This window comes from Roseibium sp., assembly GCF_051016195.1.
Taxonomy (GTDB): Bacteria; Pseudomonadota; Alphaproteobacteria; order Rhizobiales; family Stappiaceae; genus Roseibium.
On record NZ_CP134616.1, the window covers coordinates 4,583,218 to 4,598,425 of the forward strand.

Annotated in this window: 11 protein-coding genes; 9 read left to right on the forward strand and 2 right to left on the reverse strand. The window is 57.4% G+C overall.

Features of this window, described 5'->3' with window-relative positions; translation table 11 throughout:
- Positions 1 to 5: 5 nt before the first annotated feature.
- From RDA78_RS20965 to lpxB, 8 genes are all read left to right on the forward strand, one after another.
- Positions 6 to 1,217 carry a 1-deoxy-D-xylulose-5-phosphate reductoisomerase gene (locus tag RDA78_RS20965; protein WP_434051724.1) on the forward strand — a complete coding sequence of 404 codons (1,212 nt, stop codon included), beginning with the start codon at positions 6 to 8 and terminating at the stop codon, positions 1,215 to 1,217.
- A gap of 100 nt (positions 1,218 to 1,317) precedes the next feature.
- On the forward strand, positions 1,318 to 2,460 hold the full coding sequence (rseP, locus tag RDA78_RS20970; protein ID WP_434051725.1) for an RIP metalloprotease RseP: 1,143 nt from the start codon (positions 1,318 to 1,320) through the stop codon (positions 2,458 to 2,460).
- A gap of 253 nt (positions 2,461 to 2,713) precedes the next feature.
- Positions 2,714 to 5,005: an outer membrane protein assembly factor BamA gene (gene bamA, locus RDA78_RS20975; RefSeq protein ID WP_434051726.1), complete on the forward strand. Its 2,292-nt coding sequence runs from the start codon at positions 2,714 to 2,716 to the stop codon at positions 5,003 to 5,005.
- An 80-nt stretch (positions 5,006 to 5,085) separates the two neighbouring features.
- A complete protein-coding gene (gene lpxD / locus RDA78_RS20980) occupies positions 5,086 to 6,123 on the forward strand; it encodes a UDP-3-O-(3-hydroxymyristoyl)glucosamine N-acyltransferase (RefSeq protein ID WP_434051727.1) in 1,038 nt (345 codons plus the stop codon).
- A gap of 47 nt (positions 6,124 to 6,170) precedes the next feature.
- On the forward strand, positions 6,171 to 6,635 hold the full coding sequence (fabZ, locus tag RDA78_RS20985) for a 3-hydroxyacyl-ACP dehydratase FabZ (RefSeq protein WP_306143713.1): 465 nt from the start codon (positions 6,171 to 6,173) through the stop codon (positions 6,633 to 6,635).
- A gap of 6 nt (positions 6,636 to 6,641) precedes the next feature.
- Positions 6,642 to 7,439 carry an acyl-ACP--UDP-N-acetylglucosamine O-acyltransferase gene (gene lpxA, locus RDA78_RS20990; RefSeq protein ID WP_434051728.1) on the forward strand — a complete coding sequence of 266 codons (798 nt, stop codon included), beginning with the start codon at positions 6,642 to 6,644 and terminating at the stop codon, positions 7,437 to 7,439.
- Positions 7,429 to 8,331 carry an LpxI family protein gene (locus tag RDA78_RS20995; RefSeq protein ID WP_434051729.1) on the forward strand — a complete coding sequence of 301 codons (903 nt, stop codon included), beginning with the start codon at positions 7,429 to 7,431 and terminating at the stop codon, positions 8,329 to 8,331. The genes lpxA and RDA78_RS20995 overlap by 11 nt, the downstream gene beginning before the upstream one ends.
- A complete protein-coding gene (lpxB, locus tag RDA78_RS21000; protein ID WP_434051730.1) occupies positions 8,324 to 9,502 on the forward strand; it encodes a lipid-A-disaccharide synthase in 1,179 nt (392 codons plus the stop codon). The genes RDA78_RS20995 and lpxB overlap by 8 nt, the downstream gene beginning before the upstream one ends.
- A gap of 147 nt (positions 9,503 to 9,649) precedes the next feature.
- Here the strand turns inward: lpxB and gltA are convergent, their stop codons facing one another.
- The gene (gltA, locus tag RDA78_RS21005; protein ID WP_434051731.1) at positions 9,650 to 10,942 is read right to left on the reverse strand and encodes a citrate synthase; all 1,293 of its coding nucleotides are present in this window, start codon (positions 10,940 to 10,942) and stop codon (positions 9,650 to 9,652) included.
- 244 nt (positions 10,943 to 11,186) lie between these two features.
- The gene (gene gltX, locus RDA78_RS21010) at positions 11,187 to 12,611 is read right to left on the reverse strand and encodes a glutamate--tRNA ligase (protein WP_434051732.1); all 1,425 of its coding nucleotides are present in this window, start codon (positions 12,609 to 12,611) and stop codon (positions 11,187 to 11,189) included.
- Positions 12,612 to 12,885: 274 nt separating this feature from the next.
- Between gltX and RDA78_RS21015 the strand changes: the two genes are divergently transcribed.
- Positions 12,886 to 15,126, forward strand: a complete 2,241-nt coding sequence (locus tag RDA78_RS21015; protein ID WP_434051733.1) for a ComEC/Rec2 family competence protein — start codon at positions 12,886 to 12,888, stop codon at positions 15,124 to 15,126.
- The last annotated feature ends 82 nt before the right edge of the window (positions 15,127 to 15,208 follow it).

Genomic DNA, 15,208 nt, shown 5'->3' on the forward strand with positions numbered 1-15,208 from the left:
GTTCGATGCCGGTCGAAGCCGAAACAGTTACCGGGCGCGCCCCGACCAGAATTACTGTTCTTGGAGCCACGGGCTCCATCGGCCAAAGCCTCGCCGATCTGCTGGAAAAAAATCCCGACCGTTTTGACGTCGTTGCGCTCGTTGCCAATCGCAATGCGCATGCGCTCGCCGACATGGCCATCAAACTCAAGGCATCGATTGCGGTTCTGGCAGATGATGAGTCTTTTCCTGTTCTGACTGAAAGACTGAACGGAACAGGCATCACCGCGGCAAGCGGGCAGGCGGCGATCGAAGAAGCGGTCGATATGGAGACTGACCTGGTTGTGGGCGCGATCGTCGGTGCTGCGGGGCTTGTTCCGACATTCAGGGCCATCAAACCCGGACGGCGTATCGCGCTTGCCAACAAGGAGTGCCTTGTTTGTGCCGGTGACCTTTTTGTAGACAAGGTCCGCGCGACCGGTGTGGAACTGCTGCCCGTTGACAGCGAGCACAACGCGATCTTTCAGGTTTTCGAGAAAGACCAGACTGACCAGATTGAGAAAGTCATCCTGACCGCTTCAGGCGGTCCTTTCAGAACCTGGCCCTTGGCGAAGATGAACGACGTCACGCCGGCGCAGGCCCTGAAGCATCCGAATTGGGACATGGGCTCACGGATCACGATCGACAGCGCAACCATGATGAACAAAGGCTTTGAAGTCATTGAAGCCGCACATCTTTTTCCTGTTTCGAATGATCAGTTGGATGTTCTGGTGCATCCTCAATCGACGATCCACGGGTTGGTTCAATACAAGGATGGCTCGCTGCTGGCCCAACTTGGAAGCCCGGACATGCGAACGCCGATCGCGCATTGCCTCGCGTATCCAGGGCGCATGCCCGTGCCGGTGACGCGGCTGAACCTTGCTGAACTTGGTAAATTGACCTTCGAAGCTCCGGATGCGGAGCGATTTCCATGTCTGGGAATCGCGCTGGCCGCATTGGAAGCAGGCGGCGGTGCGCCGGCTGCACTCAATGCGGCGGACGAAGTCGCGGTCGACGCATTCCTGAAGGAGCGCATCGGATTCCTGGATATCCCTGCCGCGATCGAAGCCGTTCTTGAACGTCTTGCCGCGTCGGACATGCTCAAACCTGCAAAATGTGTTGAAGACGTGCTTGATCTGGATTCCGAAGCGCGGAAAAAAACCCTAGAATGGATTGGAAGCCGGACGTCATGGCATTGATGCTGCAGCAAAAAAAGTATCTTACCATTAACGCGCCGTAATTCTCTTATTAATAATGTGATGCAATAAGTGCCTCGTTGCGTTTAGATCGGACCCCTTCATGGATCTTTTAGTATCTGCTTATTCCCTCGTAGTCGGAACGATCATTCCCTTCCTGTTTGTCCTGACGATCGTGGTGTTTTTCCACGAACTTGGGCATTTCGCCGTTGCGCGCTGGTGCAACGTGAAGGTGGACGCGTTCGCTGTCGGGTTCGGACGCGAGATCTTTGGCTGGAATGATGCCAAGGGAACGCGCTGGAAACTGTGCATGATCCCGCTCGGTGGCTACGTGAAATTCGCTGGCGACGAGAATGCTGCAAGCGTTCCCAGCCGCGAAATGATCGCGAAGATGAGCGAAGAAGAGCGCAAGACCGCCTTTATCGCGAAGCCAGTCTGGCAGCGTGCGGCGATTGTTGCAGCGGGCCCACTTGCAAATTTCCTTCTTGCCATCGTCATATTTGCTGCCCTCTTCGTGTCCGCGGGCAAGCAGGGACTGGTTCCGGTCGTTGAAGAAGTGTTCCCGGACGGTGCGGCTGCGCGGGGCGGTATTGTCGCCGGCGACGTCGTGAAGCAAATCGACGGACGAGACATTCACACATTCGGTGAGCTTCGCCAGATCGTCTTGATGAATGCAAACAATCCTCTTGTTTTCGAGGTCGAGCGCGGGGGCGACCTGGTGTCGTTGACGGTCACGCCGGATGCCAAGGAAAAGGAAGTGTTCCTGGGCGAACGGCAAATGGCGGGAGACATCGGACTTCGGGGCAGCGCTGATCCCGAAAATGTTATCAGCATCCAGTATGGTCCGATCGGAGCGGTAGCCGAGGGTGCAAGGGAAACCTGGAGGATCATGGATGGCACCGTCAGTTATATCTGGGGTGTCATAACCCAGCGCCAGTCCGCGGATCAGCTTGGTGGCCCAATCCGTGTCGCTGAAATTTCAGGCAAAGTGGCAGAACATGGTCTGATTCCGCTGATCTCACTCGCGGCAGTGTTGTCGGTGAGCATCGGCCTGATCAATCTTGCGCCGGTTCCGATTCTGGATGGCGGGCATCTTGTTTTCTTTGCGGCCGAAGCGCTGCGTGGGAAGCCCCTGAGCGAACGCGTTCAAGATGTCGGCTTCCGCATTGGTTTAGGCTTGGTATTAATGCTAATGGTCTTCGTAACGTGGAGGGATATTTTGCGTCTCGTATCAAACGATTCCTAGCAGCCGTGACATTGACGCAACGTCTTCAGACTAAATCGCTTTCAGGCGCGAAGTGCGGTTGCGTTATCGGTAAAAACCTATACAACGTTCGTCGGTTCCGAGAATCCGCAAGGGTGAGCGCAGGTTTTCGGATGGGGTACTATGAAAAAGGCATAGCGCAATAATGCAGCGATTGCAGAGACTTATACGGGCCGTATGTTTGGCGGCGGCCGTGTTTTCAGTAGGGTCGGTCGTGCCGCGAATGGCAGGTCCTATGTCCTTCGTTTCGGTTGCCGAGGCAGCCGTGGCCAGAAGCATTCAGGTGCAGGGCAATACCCGCATCGAGGACGAGACCGTCATCAGTTACATGACCATCGTTCCCGGTCGGTCCTACAGTGCTTTTGATGTTGATGAATCCCTGAAAGCGCTCTACGCGACGGGTCTTTTTGCCACGGTTGATATCACCCCCCGCGGCAGCACTGTCATCGTAACGGTTTCGGAAAATCCGATCATCAATCGCGTCTCATTTGAGGGTAACCGCAAGATCAAGGACGATGCCCTTGAGACCGCGGTTCGTTCGCAGCCCCGCACGACGCTGTCGCGCGCTCGCGTTCAGACAGATGTTCAGAACATTCTCGAGTCTTATCGCCGCTCCGGTCGCTTCGGCGCATCCGTCGAGCCGAAGATTATTGATCGCGGGCAGAACCGTGTCGATCTGGTCTTCGAAATCAATGAAGGTGCCAAGACAGGTGTTGAACGCATCAGCTTCATTGGCAACACGGCATTCAGCGACGGCCGTTTGCGCGACGTAATCCGGACCCGTGAAACCGGTCTGCTGAGCTTCCTGCGCAGCACGGACACCTATGATCCCGACCGTCTGGCAGCCGATGAAGAACTGCTTCGCAGATATTATAACCAAAAGGGCTACGCTGACTTCCGGATCGTTTCGGTAAGCGCGGATCTCGATCGCGAGCAGAACATTTTCTATGTCACCTTCACTGTTGATGAGGGTGAGCGCTACAAGATCGGCGACGTCGAGCTGGTTTCGACCATTGCCGAAGTTGATCCTGAGGACCTGCGCAGGCTTGTACGCACGCGAAGCGGCCAGACGTTCAACTCCTTGCGGGTCGAGCAGTCGGTTGAAGAGATCACGCTGCGTGTTTCCGAAGAAGGTTATGCCTTCGCGCGCGTTCGCCCAAGAGGTTCTCGTAATTACGACGACAACACGATCTCCCTGATTTATTATATCGAGGAAGGTCCGCGCGCCTATATCGAGCGCATCAATATCGTCGGTAACGAAAGGACTCGTGAATACGTAATCCGCCGCGAATTCGACATCGTGGAAGGTGACGCATTCAACCGGGCGCTCGTTGACAAAGCCGAAAGGCGTCTGCGGAACCTCGGTTTCTTCGAAAACGTTTCAATCACGACGCAGCAGGGCAGTGCGCCTGACCGTGTTGTGGTCAATGTCCGCGTTGAGGAAAAGCCGACTGGCGAGATCTCGTTCGGCGTCGGCTATTCGACTGTTGACGGCATTGTCGGTGACGTGTCGCTCACTGAGAAGAACTTCCTCGGCCGCGGCCAGTTCGTGAAGCTCTCGATCGGTGGCGGCACGGATACCCAGTCTTATGAATTCCGTTTCGTAGAGCCGTTCTTCATGGGGCGCCGTGTGGCCTTCGATGTCGACCTCTATAGAAGAGTGGACGATGCGAACGACTACCGGTCGTTCGACCAGGAGAGAACCGGCGGTGGTTTTGGCTTCACGCTCCCGCTCCGCGAGGAAGAGCTGACACTGCGTTTGTTCTACAACATCTTCCAGGAAGACAACTCCGATCCCGACAACCAGTCGACGAACATCAACGACTGTAACACCAGCAATCTGTCTCTTGCTGTCTGTGACTCGCTCGGTACCTATCTGACATCGCTCGTCGGTTACGATTTGCGCTACAACACGCTCGATCGGAACCTTGACCCGACAGACGGTATTTTCGCGTCCTTCGGACAGCAGTTTGCCGGCCTTGGCGGTGACAGCTACTACATCAAGACCGAAGCCCAGGCCCGTGCCTACAAGGAAATCCTGGCCGATTACGGTCTGGTCGGTAGTCTGCAGGTGCGCGGCGGTAACATCATGGCGCTCGGAGACGAACGGCTGCGGGTGTCCGAGCAGTTCATGCTTGGCGGCAACCTCGTGCGCGGTTTTGAAAACCAGGGTATCGGTCCTCGCGATGCGACGACGGATGACGCCATCGGTGGACGGTTCTTCTTTGCCGCGACCGCGGAGGGAACATTCCCGTTCCCGATCATTCCGAAGGAACTCGGTCTGAGCGGCGCTGTCTTTGCCGATGCAGGCTCGCTCTGGGATGCCGACAGCGACTTGGTGAGCCTGGTTGAAAACAACGGCGGCAGGGTCGATTCCAACGACCTCGCAATCCGCGCGTCTGTGGGTGCGGGTGTGCGCTGGAGATCGCCATTTGGCCCGATTCGCGCAGACTTTGCGTATCCGCTCGTGAAGGAAGACTCCGACAAGACCCAGTTGTTCAGATTGAGCGGCGGTACCCGCTTCTAAATCGCGGTCAATTGAGTTAGAAAACGGCCGCCGGGTCTCTACGGCGGCCTTTTTTGTTGGCTTGCAACAAGGATGAAAACATGTCCAAGCCCAGGTTCTTCGAATTTCCAGAATCCGTCGTGCTCAAAGTTGTTGCCGAATGGGCAGAGGCTGAAATTTACCGGGGCGAAGACGATCTGGAAATTTCGGACGTAGCACCACTGGAAGACGCTGGCCCAGGGGCACTCGTTTTTTTCGACAACACCGCTTACCTGAAACAACTGGAAGCGACGGGTGCTGCTGCCTGTCTCGTCAGTAAACGGCACAAGGACAAGGTGCCGGATAACGTGGCGGTTCTTGTTTGTGATGATGCCTATCGTTCATGGGCGAAAGTGCTGGCAAACCTCTTTCCGGATGCCATGACATCCAGAGAGCCGGCGAGCTCCGGGACCTCCGACAGGGCGGTGGTCGATCAGACGGCAACGCTGGAGGAAAACGTGACAATCGAAGCCGGCGCGGTCGTTGGTGCGGGCGTTGAAATCGGCTCTGGATCCGTCATCCGGTCAAATGCCGTGATCGGCTACGGTGTGAAGATCGGCCGGGATTGTGTGGTCGGCCCCAATTGCACCGTCCAACATTCCGTTCTGGGAAATCGCGTCACCTTCCACCCGGGCGTTTGTTGCGGCCAGGATGGTTTTGGGTACGCAATGGGGCCGCAGGGACATCTGAAGGTGCCGCAGGTCGGGCGCGTGATCATCCAGGACGATGTCGAAATCGGCGCCAATACCACGATCGACCGGGGTGCGAACCGGGATACGGTCATTGGTGAGGGGACCAAGATCGACAACCAGGTACAGATTGGCCACAACGTCGTTGTGGGGCGGCATTGTGTTCTGGTCTCGCAAGTCGGCTTGTCCGGAAGCTGTACGCTTGAGGACTTCGTAGCGATTGGGGGACAAACAGGCGTTCGCGGGCACGTTACCATTGGAATGGGCGCCCAAATCGCCGCCGTAAGCGTGGTAAGCGAGGACCTGGCACCTGGTGGACGTTATGGCGGAACGCCAGCAAAACCGGTGAAACAGTGGTTCAGGGAAGTCGCCGCTGTCAGAAAACTTGCAGAACGCGGCAACGAGCCGTAAACCGCGATAGATTGAATGTTTCGGAGTTAATCCGCCGAGGGGCACTCATGGAAGACGAAGAAAAAAAGACACTTGCAAGCGCAGACATCATGAAAATCATGAAGCTTCTGCCGCACAGGTATCCTTTCCTGCTTATCGACAAGATCATCGAGATGGATGGCGATAACAGCTGTATCGGAATCAAGAACGTCACGATCAACGAACCCCATTTTACCGGTCACTTTCCGGAAAGGCCGGTATTTCCAGGTGTTCTGCTCATTGAGGCGATGGCGCAGACGGCAGGTGCGCTCTGTGTTCATGCGCGCGGCGACGATGCACCGCCGCAACTGGTCTACTTCATGACGATCGACAAGGCGAAGTTCCGCAAGCCGGTCGAGCCGGGCGATCAGGTGCATTTTCATGTCAAGAAAATCAAGCAACGCGCCAACATCTGGAAATTCGACGCGGTCGCTCAGGTGGACGGCAAAAAGGTAGCAGAAGCGGAAGTCAGTGCGATGCTGATAGATGCGTGAGGAAAAATGACAGAAATTCATCCAACGGCCATCGTTGAAGACGGGGCCGTGATCGGCGAGGGAACTCGTATCGGTCCATACTCGATCGTCGGACCGAACGTTGAACTCGCTGATGGAGTGGTTCTGGAGTCGCATGCCGTTGTCGCAGGACACACCAGCATCGGGTCCGGAACGCATATCTTTCCTTTTGCCAGCATCGGTCACAAGCCGCAGGATCTGAAATTCGCCGGAGAGGTAACGCGCCTTGAAATCGGCACGAACAATCAGATCCGCGAGCACGTCACAATGAGTCCCGGAACCGAAGGCGGCGGCGGCGTCACCAAGGTCGGTGATAACGGCCTTTTCATGATGGGTTCCCATGTGGGGCACGACTGCATTGTCGGGAACAACGTCATACTTGCAAACAACGCAACGCTGGCCGGTCACGTGGAACTCTCCGATTTCGTGATTTTGGGTGGACTTAGTGCCGTCCGACAATGGTCGCGCATTGGGATCGGGGCAATTGTCGGTGGCATGACCGGCGTCGAGTTTGATGTCATCCCCTACGGGTCGGTCATTGGAGACCGCGCTCGCCTTGCCGGCCTTAATCTCATCGGATTGAAGCGCAAGGGATTGCCGCGAGAACAGATCCATGCGCTGCGAGCGGCCTATCGTGCCCTGTTTGAGAGCGAAGACGGGACACTTCGCAGCAGGGCGGAGGCAGTCGCAGCGGAAGCAGCGGAGCAGCCGCTCGTAAAAACCGTTACCGATTTCATCCTTGAAAAGGAAGACAGGCGGTTTTGCACGCCACGCAATGAAGACTGACGAAATGCCAGAAGGGGCTGATGTGCAATATGCGCGCCTGGCCCTCATCGCGGGAAACGGCGTCATTCCGCGGCAAATCGCGGCTGCGCTGGAAACAGCTGGCCGTGACTTTCGAATTGTCGCGATCAAGGGTGAGGCCGACGAGGAAACCAGACGCAAGGCGAATGCCGAACTCGGCTGGGGTGAAGTCGGCCGCCTTTATGCTTTTCTGAAAAAGACGGGCTGCAGAGAAGTTCTGCTGATCGGCGGCGTTTCCAAAAGGCCTGACTTCATGTCCTTTATTGCCGATTTCGGTACTCTGAAAAGACTGCCCAAGATCATCCGGGCACTGGCAGGCGGAGACGACAGCCTTCTGACCAAGGTCATCCGTCTCTTTGAAGAGGAAGGGTTTCTCGTCGTGGGTATCAGGGATGTGGCACCGCAGCTGCTTGCTTCCAGCGGAGTTCTTGGACGGGTCAAACCTTCAAAGACCGACTGGCATGATCTGGAGCTCGCTCTGAAAGCAACCGAGAGACTGGGCGAACTGGATATCGGGCAGGCGGCGGTTGCGGTCGGCGGCCGCGTAATCGCGCTGGAAGGGGCGGAGGGAACCGATGCCATGCTTCAGCGCTGCGCTGAGTTGAGGTCCAGTGGCCGAGTTCGGGCGCGTGGCCGGACAGGCGTTCTGGTCAAAACCGCCAAACCCAACCAGGATCTGCGCGTGGACCTGCCGACAGTGGGACCGAAGACTATTGATCTTGCACTCGCCGCGGGCCTTTCCGGAATAGCGGTCGAAGCCCGGGGAGCGCTGATAGCGGACAAGGCAGATACGCTGCAAAAAGCGGATGCTGCGGGATTGTTCGTGGTCGGTGTCGATCGTTCGCTTCTCTCAGATGGGCCGGCGAATGAGTGAGGCCGTGCCGACGATCTGCCTCGTTGCGGGTGAGGAGTCGGGTGATCAGCTGGGCTCCGAGCTGATGAAAGCGCTGAGCAGCCGACTTGGGTCCGATGTGCGGTATTGCGGTGTCGGCGGGGAGCGGATGGCGTCTCTCGGTCTCACGAGTTTTTTTGACATGACCGACGTATCCGTCATGGGATTGAGTGCCGTCCTGGCACGTTTGCCACTCATTGTCCGGCGCGTCTATCAGACGGTCGATGCTATCATTGCGCAAGATCCGTCGGTGCTTGTGATCATCGACAGTCCCGATTTTACCCACAACGTGGCCAAGCGTGTGCGGAAACGGGCTCCACATATTGCGATCGTCGGTTACGTGTCTCCTTCCGTCTGGGCCTGGCGTTCAGGTCGCGCAAAAAAGATGAGTGCCTATGTGGACGAACTTCTTGCACTCTTGCCGTTCGAACCTGACGTGCACGGGAGGCTGGGCGGACCGCGCACCCATTATGTCGGCCATCCCTTGAGCGAAAACCTTGCTCATCTTCGCCCTTCGCAAGATGAAAGAACCGCCATTGATGCGCCCAACAAGGTTCTTCTTGTGCTGCCTGGCAGCCGCGGTAGCGAGATCAATCGTCTCTTGTCCGATTTCGGTGAAACGGTTGCGCTTGTAAAGGACGAGTTGCCGGATGTTGAGGTGCTCTTGCCGGCGGTGGCGCATCTGGAGGACAGGATCCGGGAAGGCACCGCCCACTGGCGGTACAAACCGGAGATCGTGGTCGGCCTGGAGGCCAAACATGCCGCGTTCCGCCGCGCACATGCCGCTCTCGCTGCATCAGGCACCGTCTCGCTTGAACTTGCGCTTTCCGGAGTGCCGATGGTTGTTGCGTATCGTGTGGACTGGTTTTTCCGCCGGCTCAAGGAGCTCAACCGGGTTCTCAAACTGGCGAACGTGGACTCTTTCGTCCTTCCCAACATCATTCTTGGAAACAAGACAATTCCGGAATTCCTGGACGAGGAGGTTGACGCCCGGGTGCTCGCATCGCATCTGGAGTTGCTGCTTGAAGACAGCCCCGAGCGCGAGGCACAGCTTTCGGAACTGGCGCGTCTTGATGATCTGATGCGACTACCGGATGGACACAGCCAGCGGGATGCTGCCGCCGACGTGGTCATGAACACAATGCGAAAATGACTCTTCGGTAGTGTGCCATTCTGGTTTAACGAATTGACTTCAATGATCTTTCTGCCGCCATCTCAACGCCCCAGCGCCAGGTAGCGTCAAAAAAATACCCCCGGATAAACGGGGGTATTCGGTGTTTCTTGTTTTGGCAGGCAGTCCCTAGCGGCGCTGATCGATCGGCGTGTAATCGCGTTTGGTCGCACCGGTATAGAGCTGGCGCGGACGGCCAATTCTCTGTGACGGATCCTCGACCATTTCCTTCCACTGCGCGATCCAGCCAACCGTGCGTGCAAGCGCGAATAGCACCGTGAACATCGTCGTCGGGAAGCCAAGCGCGCGTAGCGTGATACCCGAATAGAAATCGATGTTCGGATAGAGCTTCTTGTCGATGAAATACTCATCGTTCAAAGCAATCTTTTCCAGTTCGATTGCGACGTCGAGGAGCGGATCGTCCTTGATGCCGAGTTCTCCGAGCACTTCGTGGGTCGTCTTCTGCATGATCCGCGCACGCGGGTCGTAGTTCTTGTAGACGCGGTGCCCGAAGCCCATCAGTCGGAACGGATCGTCCTTGTCCTTGGCGCGCTCCACATATTCGGGAATGTTGTCGACGGAGCCGATTTCGGACAGCATGTTCAGCGCCGCTTCGTTAGCGCCGCCGTGTGCGGGTCCCCAGAGGCAGGCGATGCCGGCCGCGATGCAGGCGAACGGGTTGGCGCCGGAAGAGCCGGCAAGGCGAACCGTTGATGTGGAGGCATTCTGCTCATGGTCCGCATGCAGGATGAAGATACGGTCCATGGCACGGGCGAGAACAGGGTTCACCTTGTATTCCTCGCACGGTACCGCAAAACACATATGCAGGAAGTTGGCGGCGTATCCCAGATCGTTGCGCGGGTAAACGAACGGCTGGCCAACGTGATACTTATAGGCCATGGCAGCGATCGTCGGCATTTTCGCGATCATGCGAAGCGAGGCGACCATGCGCTGGTGCGGATCGGTGATGTCTGTGCTGTCATGATAAAAGGCCGACAGGGCGCCGACTGTCCCGACCATGATCGCCATCGGGTGGGCGTCACGGCGGAACCCGGAAAAGAACCGGTTCATCTGTTCGTGGATCATCGTGTGATAGGTCACACGGTTTACGAAATCGTCCTTTTGAACCTTCGTCGGCAGTTCGCCATAGAGGAGCAGATAGCACGACTCGAGGAAGTCGCCGTGATCCGCGAGCTGCTCGATGGGGTAACCCCGATAAAGCAGGGTGCCTTCGTCACCGTCAATATAGGTGATCTTGGATTCGCAGGAAGCTGTTGAAGTGAACCCAGGGTCGTAGGTGAACATGCCCGTGTCTTTGTACATGGACGAGATGTTCATGACTGACGGCCCGATGGATCCGTCAAGAACGTTGAAATCGTGGTCGCCACCACCAACGTTTAGCTTGGCGTTGTTTTCGGCCATACAGAAACCCCTTCGTGTTATCCTGATGTGCTGTTCAGAACAGACTTGATTTTGCTTCTGCAAAGCCTGCGCCGGACGGCACTTGAGAAATTTTCGCGTCTTGCGTAGCCCATTTACCGCAGTGCCGCAAGCAGCCCGGCATAACGCTTTGGTCAAAGACGCTCGCGCAAGCTGCGCATCCACTTACCCTAGCCGGAACACTCCTTTGGCAGATGTACCGACAAGGCAAGTACGTGGAAACCTGTCAGCTTGTCTGTTCCTTGATGCGGGCAAGCGATTCCTCTCTGCCCAACGCCACCAGAACGTCGTAGATGCCTGGCGAGGTTCCGCGCCCTGTCAAGGCAGCGCGAATGGGCTGGGCGACCTTGCCGAGCTTCAAATCTTTCTGTTCGGCAAAGGACTTGACGGCTGCTTCGAGTGCATCGGCGTCCCATCCATTCACTAGTTCCAGAACGGTGTGCAGCTCCCGAAGGATGGACTTTGCATCGTCGCTGAGGATTTTCAGCGCCTTCTCATCGAGGTCGAGTGGCCTTTGGCGCCAGAGATACGATGCGCTTTCCGTCAGTTCCACAAGCGTCTTGGCGCGTTCCTTCAAACCTGGCAGGGCGGCCAGCGCGGTCATTTCGTTTTCGCCTGCCGACAGCCAGGCGAGTACTGCTTCGCCATTGTCCGCATGCCGCAGATAGGTCTTCCAGTGTTCCATGAGTTCAGCATCATCCGTTGAACGCATGTAGTGACCGTTCAGGTTTTCCAGTTTCTTGAAATCGAAACGGGCAGCGGACTGTCCAACCGCGTCCAGTCCGAACCACCTGATCATGTCGTCCAGCGACATGATCTCCTCGTCGCCGTGGCTCCAGCCAAGCCGGGCGAGGTAGTTCCTCATTGCCTGCGGCAGGTAACCCAGAGCGCGGTAGGCTTCGGCGCCCGTCGCACCGTGCCGTTTGGAAAGCTTGGCCCCATCCGGTCCGTGAATGAGGGGTATGTGGGCCATTACTGGCGTTTCCCACCCGAGTGCCTGAAAGATCAACATCTGCCTCGCCGCATTGGTTAGATGGTCGACGCCGCGAATGATATGGGTCACTCCCATGTCGTGGTCGTCGACGACGACGGCAAGCATGTAGGTCGGTGTGCCATCAGAGCGCAACAGGATGAGATCGTCGAGATCCTTGTTGGGTATGACGACCCGTCCCTGAACCTGATCCTCGATGACCGTTTCACCTTCACTGGGGGCTTTGAGCCGCACAACGGGATCAATGCCCGCAGGTGCTTCGGACGGATCCCTGTCCCGCCAGGTTCCGTCATATCTCGGGGGGCGGCCTTCAGCGCGCGCTTTTTCGCGCATGGCTTCGATTTCTTCAGGCGTGCTGTAACACTTGTATGCGTTACCGGACCGGAGCATTTGCGCGACTGCTTCCTTGTGCCGTTCGACGCGCGAGAACTGGGAGATCGGGTCGCCCTCCCAGTCAAGCCCCAGCCACGTAAGTCCGTCGATCAGGGCATCAACCGCCTCCTCGGTCGATCGCGCCCTGTCGGTGTCCTCGATCCGCAGCAGCATCTTGCCGTTGTTGTGTTTGGCGAAGAGCCAGTTGAACAAGGCTGTCCGGGCACCGCCTATATGGAGAAATCCGGTCGGGGAAGGAGCGAAACGCGTAACGATCTCTTTTGCCATGGTGTATTTTTGAAAGTCTCTATCGGGTGAACTGCGCGGAGTGCGCCGTCAATGTGGCGCGGTCTTAGCACAGGAAAACGGGGCAAAACAGTGCTCGAGCGGTTTCTTCCCGCTGTCCGGCGACGATGGTCCATCCATGCCGGGCAATGACGGGGCAGGTCAGGTCAAAATACGCAGCAACGTGTTGGGGAACGCGGCGCGTGCTTCTGACCCTTATGTAGATCCCGCGCGCAAGGCCAACAGTTCAAACGAAGCGAACCGTTCCGTTCATACATTGCTTTCACGTACCCGGGACAATGGCGTCAGTGCAGCGAAACGCGGAACCTGGGAAGACCGCGCGTTGTTGTGGATCAGTTTCTCGTATGCTGCCGGTATCGCCGTCTATGCAATGCTCCCGGACGAGCCTTCCTGGCAAGCCGTTTCGGTCGTGTTCTGCGCAGTCACGGGATTGGCACTTCTGAGAAGCCGGACAAGAGGCGTTACGCCGCTGGTTCTGTTTGTTCTCGCATTCTGCGCAGGAGGGGCTCTCTCTTCGATCCGGACGGCATATGTCGCTGCCCCGCGCCTGGCAGATGAAATGACCGTCGATCTGACCGGATTTGTGCTCGAACGGGCAGATCGGCTCAATGGAACACGACTGCTTGTCAGCGTCGAAACCGTGAATGAACACTCCCTGCAAGACGTTGTCTTTCCGACCCGGGTTCGCGTCCGCGTGCCCGCGACGACCGCTGCGGTGATCGGTGACAAAGTCCAGTTCCGGGCGCGTTTGTTTCCACCGTCCGGTCCAGTGATGCCCGGAGGCTATGATTTTTCTTTCCGGGCCTATTTTTCGCAAATCGGGGCAACGGGTTTCAGTTTCGGTGTGCCGGACGTCAAAGACCACGGAGGCATTTCGGTCCGATTGCAGATTGCGGCGTATGTGCAATCGATCAGAGACAAGTTGGCCGCACGCATCAAGGCCGATCTCGCAGATGCTCCGGAAGCTGCTCTCGCTGTTGCGCTTCTCGTCGGTGATCGAGGTGCGATCAGCGAACATCAACAAGACAATCTCCGCGCCGCGGGACTTGCGCATATCCTCGCAATTTCCGGTCTCCACATGGCGCTGTTCGCGGGAGGCACCTACGGGGCGTTCCTGTTCTTTCTGTCTCTCTTTCCGGCTCTCAGCCTTCGAATGCCGACCCACAAACTCGCTGCGGTATGTGCATTGATGGCCGCGGCCTTTTACTTGCTGATTTCGGGTGGGTCGATTGCCACGCAGAGATCTTTCCTCATGATCGCCCTGGTTTTTCTCGGAGTGCTAACAGGACGCAGGGGGCTAACCCTGCGAAGCGTTGCGCTCGCTGCGCTGTTCCTCCTGACGCTGGCTCCCGAGCGCCTTTTTTATCCAGGTTTTCAAATGTCGTTCGCAGCCGTCATTTGTCTGGTCGCAGTCTATGAAACCTGGCGGGAACAAGCCGAACGGACAAGCTTGAAGAGTGTGTCTCAGACCGGTTGGAAACGCCGGTTCCTGCGATCGACGGGCAGGTGGCTGCTCGGTCTCTTCGTCACCGCGCTAGTGGCAGGGATCGCGACGGGGATCATCGCCGCGCATCACTTCGGACGCGTTGCGCCATTTGGGATTGTCGGAAACATGCTCGGGATGCCGGTGTTTTCGCTTCTGGTGATGCCAATGGGCGTGCTTGCGTTTGTCCTGATGCCGTTCGGGCTGTCTTCGCTGCCACTTGCCGTCATGGCCTTCGGACTGAACGTTCTTCTGAACATCGCGCAATTCGTGGCAGAGCTGGACGGAGGAAGCGGCGCGATCGGGCAGCTCACCACGTTCGAGATGCTGGCCCTTGTCGCCGCCGTTTTTGCTGTCTTCCTGCTGCGCGGCCGGTCGCGGCTTCTTGCAGCGGTGCCGCTCGCGCTTGGGGCGGGTTTGGTCTGGGCTTCGCCTTCTCCGGACGTTCACATCGCAGCTTCAGGTTACCGGATCGCGGCCAGAGACGCCGGCGGCACCCTGAAGTGGACGGGCCGCGGCGGATCCTTTCAGACCGAGAGCTGGTATCAAGCCGAGGGGGTGCCGCCACACCAGATAAAGTCGCACAAGACAAAATCGCCGCAACTGCATTGCGACGACCTCGGGTGCGTTGTGAAAGCTTATGCCCGGTCTGAGCAGGCACGACCTACTTCAAGCCCAGCCAAACCCCTGTTGATTGCGACGCCCAGGACACTGGATGCACTTTATCAGGATTGCCGTTACGCTGACCTGATCGTGAGCGACCTGATCGTATCCGGGAATTGCTCTGCCCCAATCGTTTTGGACAAGAGCGTTCGCCAGGTCAGAGGTGCCATATCACTCTGGCTCTCTGCAGAAACACGTGAGCTTCTGACGACCCGATCAGGCGGAAACGTTGCAGACCGTCCTCACGAGGACCAAGTCAGGACCGAAGTCGTCAGGATCGAGTTCGCGGTCGATGAGTCCCCCCGTGCGTGGCACCGGCAGGGAGATGTGACACGCGCCTCGCTGAAATAGCCGTGCTACCCGAACTCTGTACGATCAGAGACGCCGTCCAGACGAGGCATCCTCTGCGCTTGCAGCCGGCGCTTGTCGCCGG

Coding starts and splice junctions, on each gene's coding strand:
- RDA78_RS20965 (WP_434051724.1), top strand. CDS start 6: ATGCCGGTCGAAGCCGAAACAGTTACCGGGCGCGCCCCGACCAGAATT.
- rseP (WP_434051725.1), top strand. CDS start 1,318: ATGGATCTTTTAGTATCTGCTTATTCCCTCGTAGTCGGAACGATCATT.
- bamA (WP_434051726.1), top strand. CDS start 2,714: ATGTCCTTCGTTTCGGTTGCCGAGGCAGCCGTGGCCAGAAGCATTCAG.
- lpxD (WP_434051727.1), top strand. CDS start 5,086: ATGTCCAAGCCCAGGTTCTTCGAATTTCCAGAATCCGTCGTGCTCAAA.
- fabZ (WP_306143713.1), top strand. CDS start 6,171: ATGGAAGACGAAGAAAAAAAGACACTTGCAAGCGCAGACATCATGAAA.
- lpxA (WP_434051728.1), top strand. CDS start 6,642: ATGACAGAAATTCATCCAACGGCCATCGTTGAAGACGGGGCCGTGATC.
- RDA78_RS20995 (WP_434051729.1), top strand. CDS start 7,429: ATGAAGACTGACGAAATGCCAGAAGGGGCTGATGTGCAATATGCGCGC.
- lpxB (WP_434051730.1), top strand. CDS start 8,324: ATGAGTGAGGCCGTGCCGACGATCTGCCTCGTTGCGGGTGAGGAGTCG.
- gltA (WP_434051731.1), bottom strand. CDS start 10,942: ATGGCCGAAAACAACGCCAAGCTAAACGTTGGTGGTGGCGACCACGAT.
- gltX (WP_434051732.1), bottom strand. CDS start 12,611: ATGGCAAAAGAGATCGTTACGCGTTTCGCTCCTTCCCCGACCGGATTT.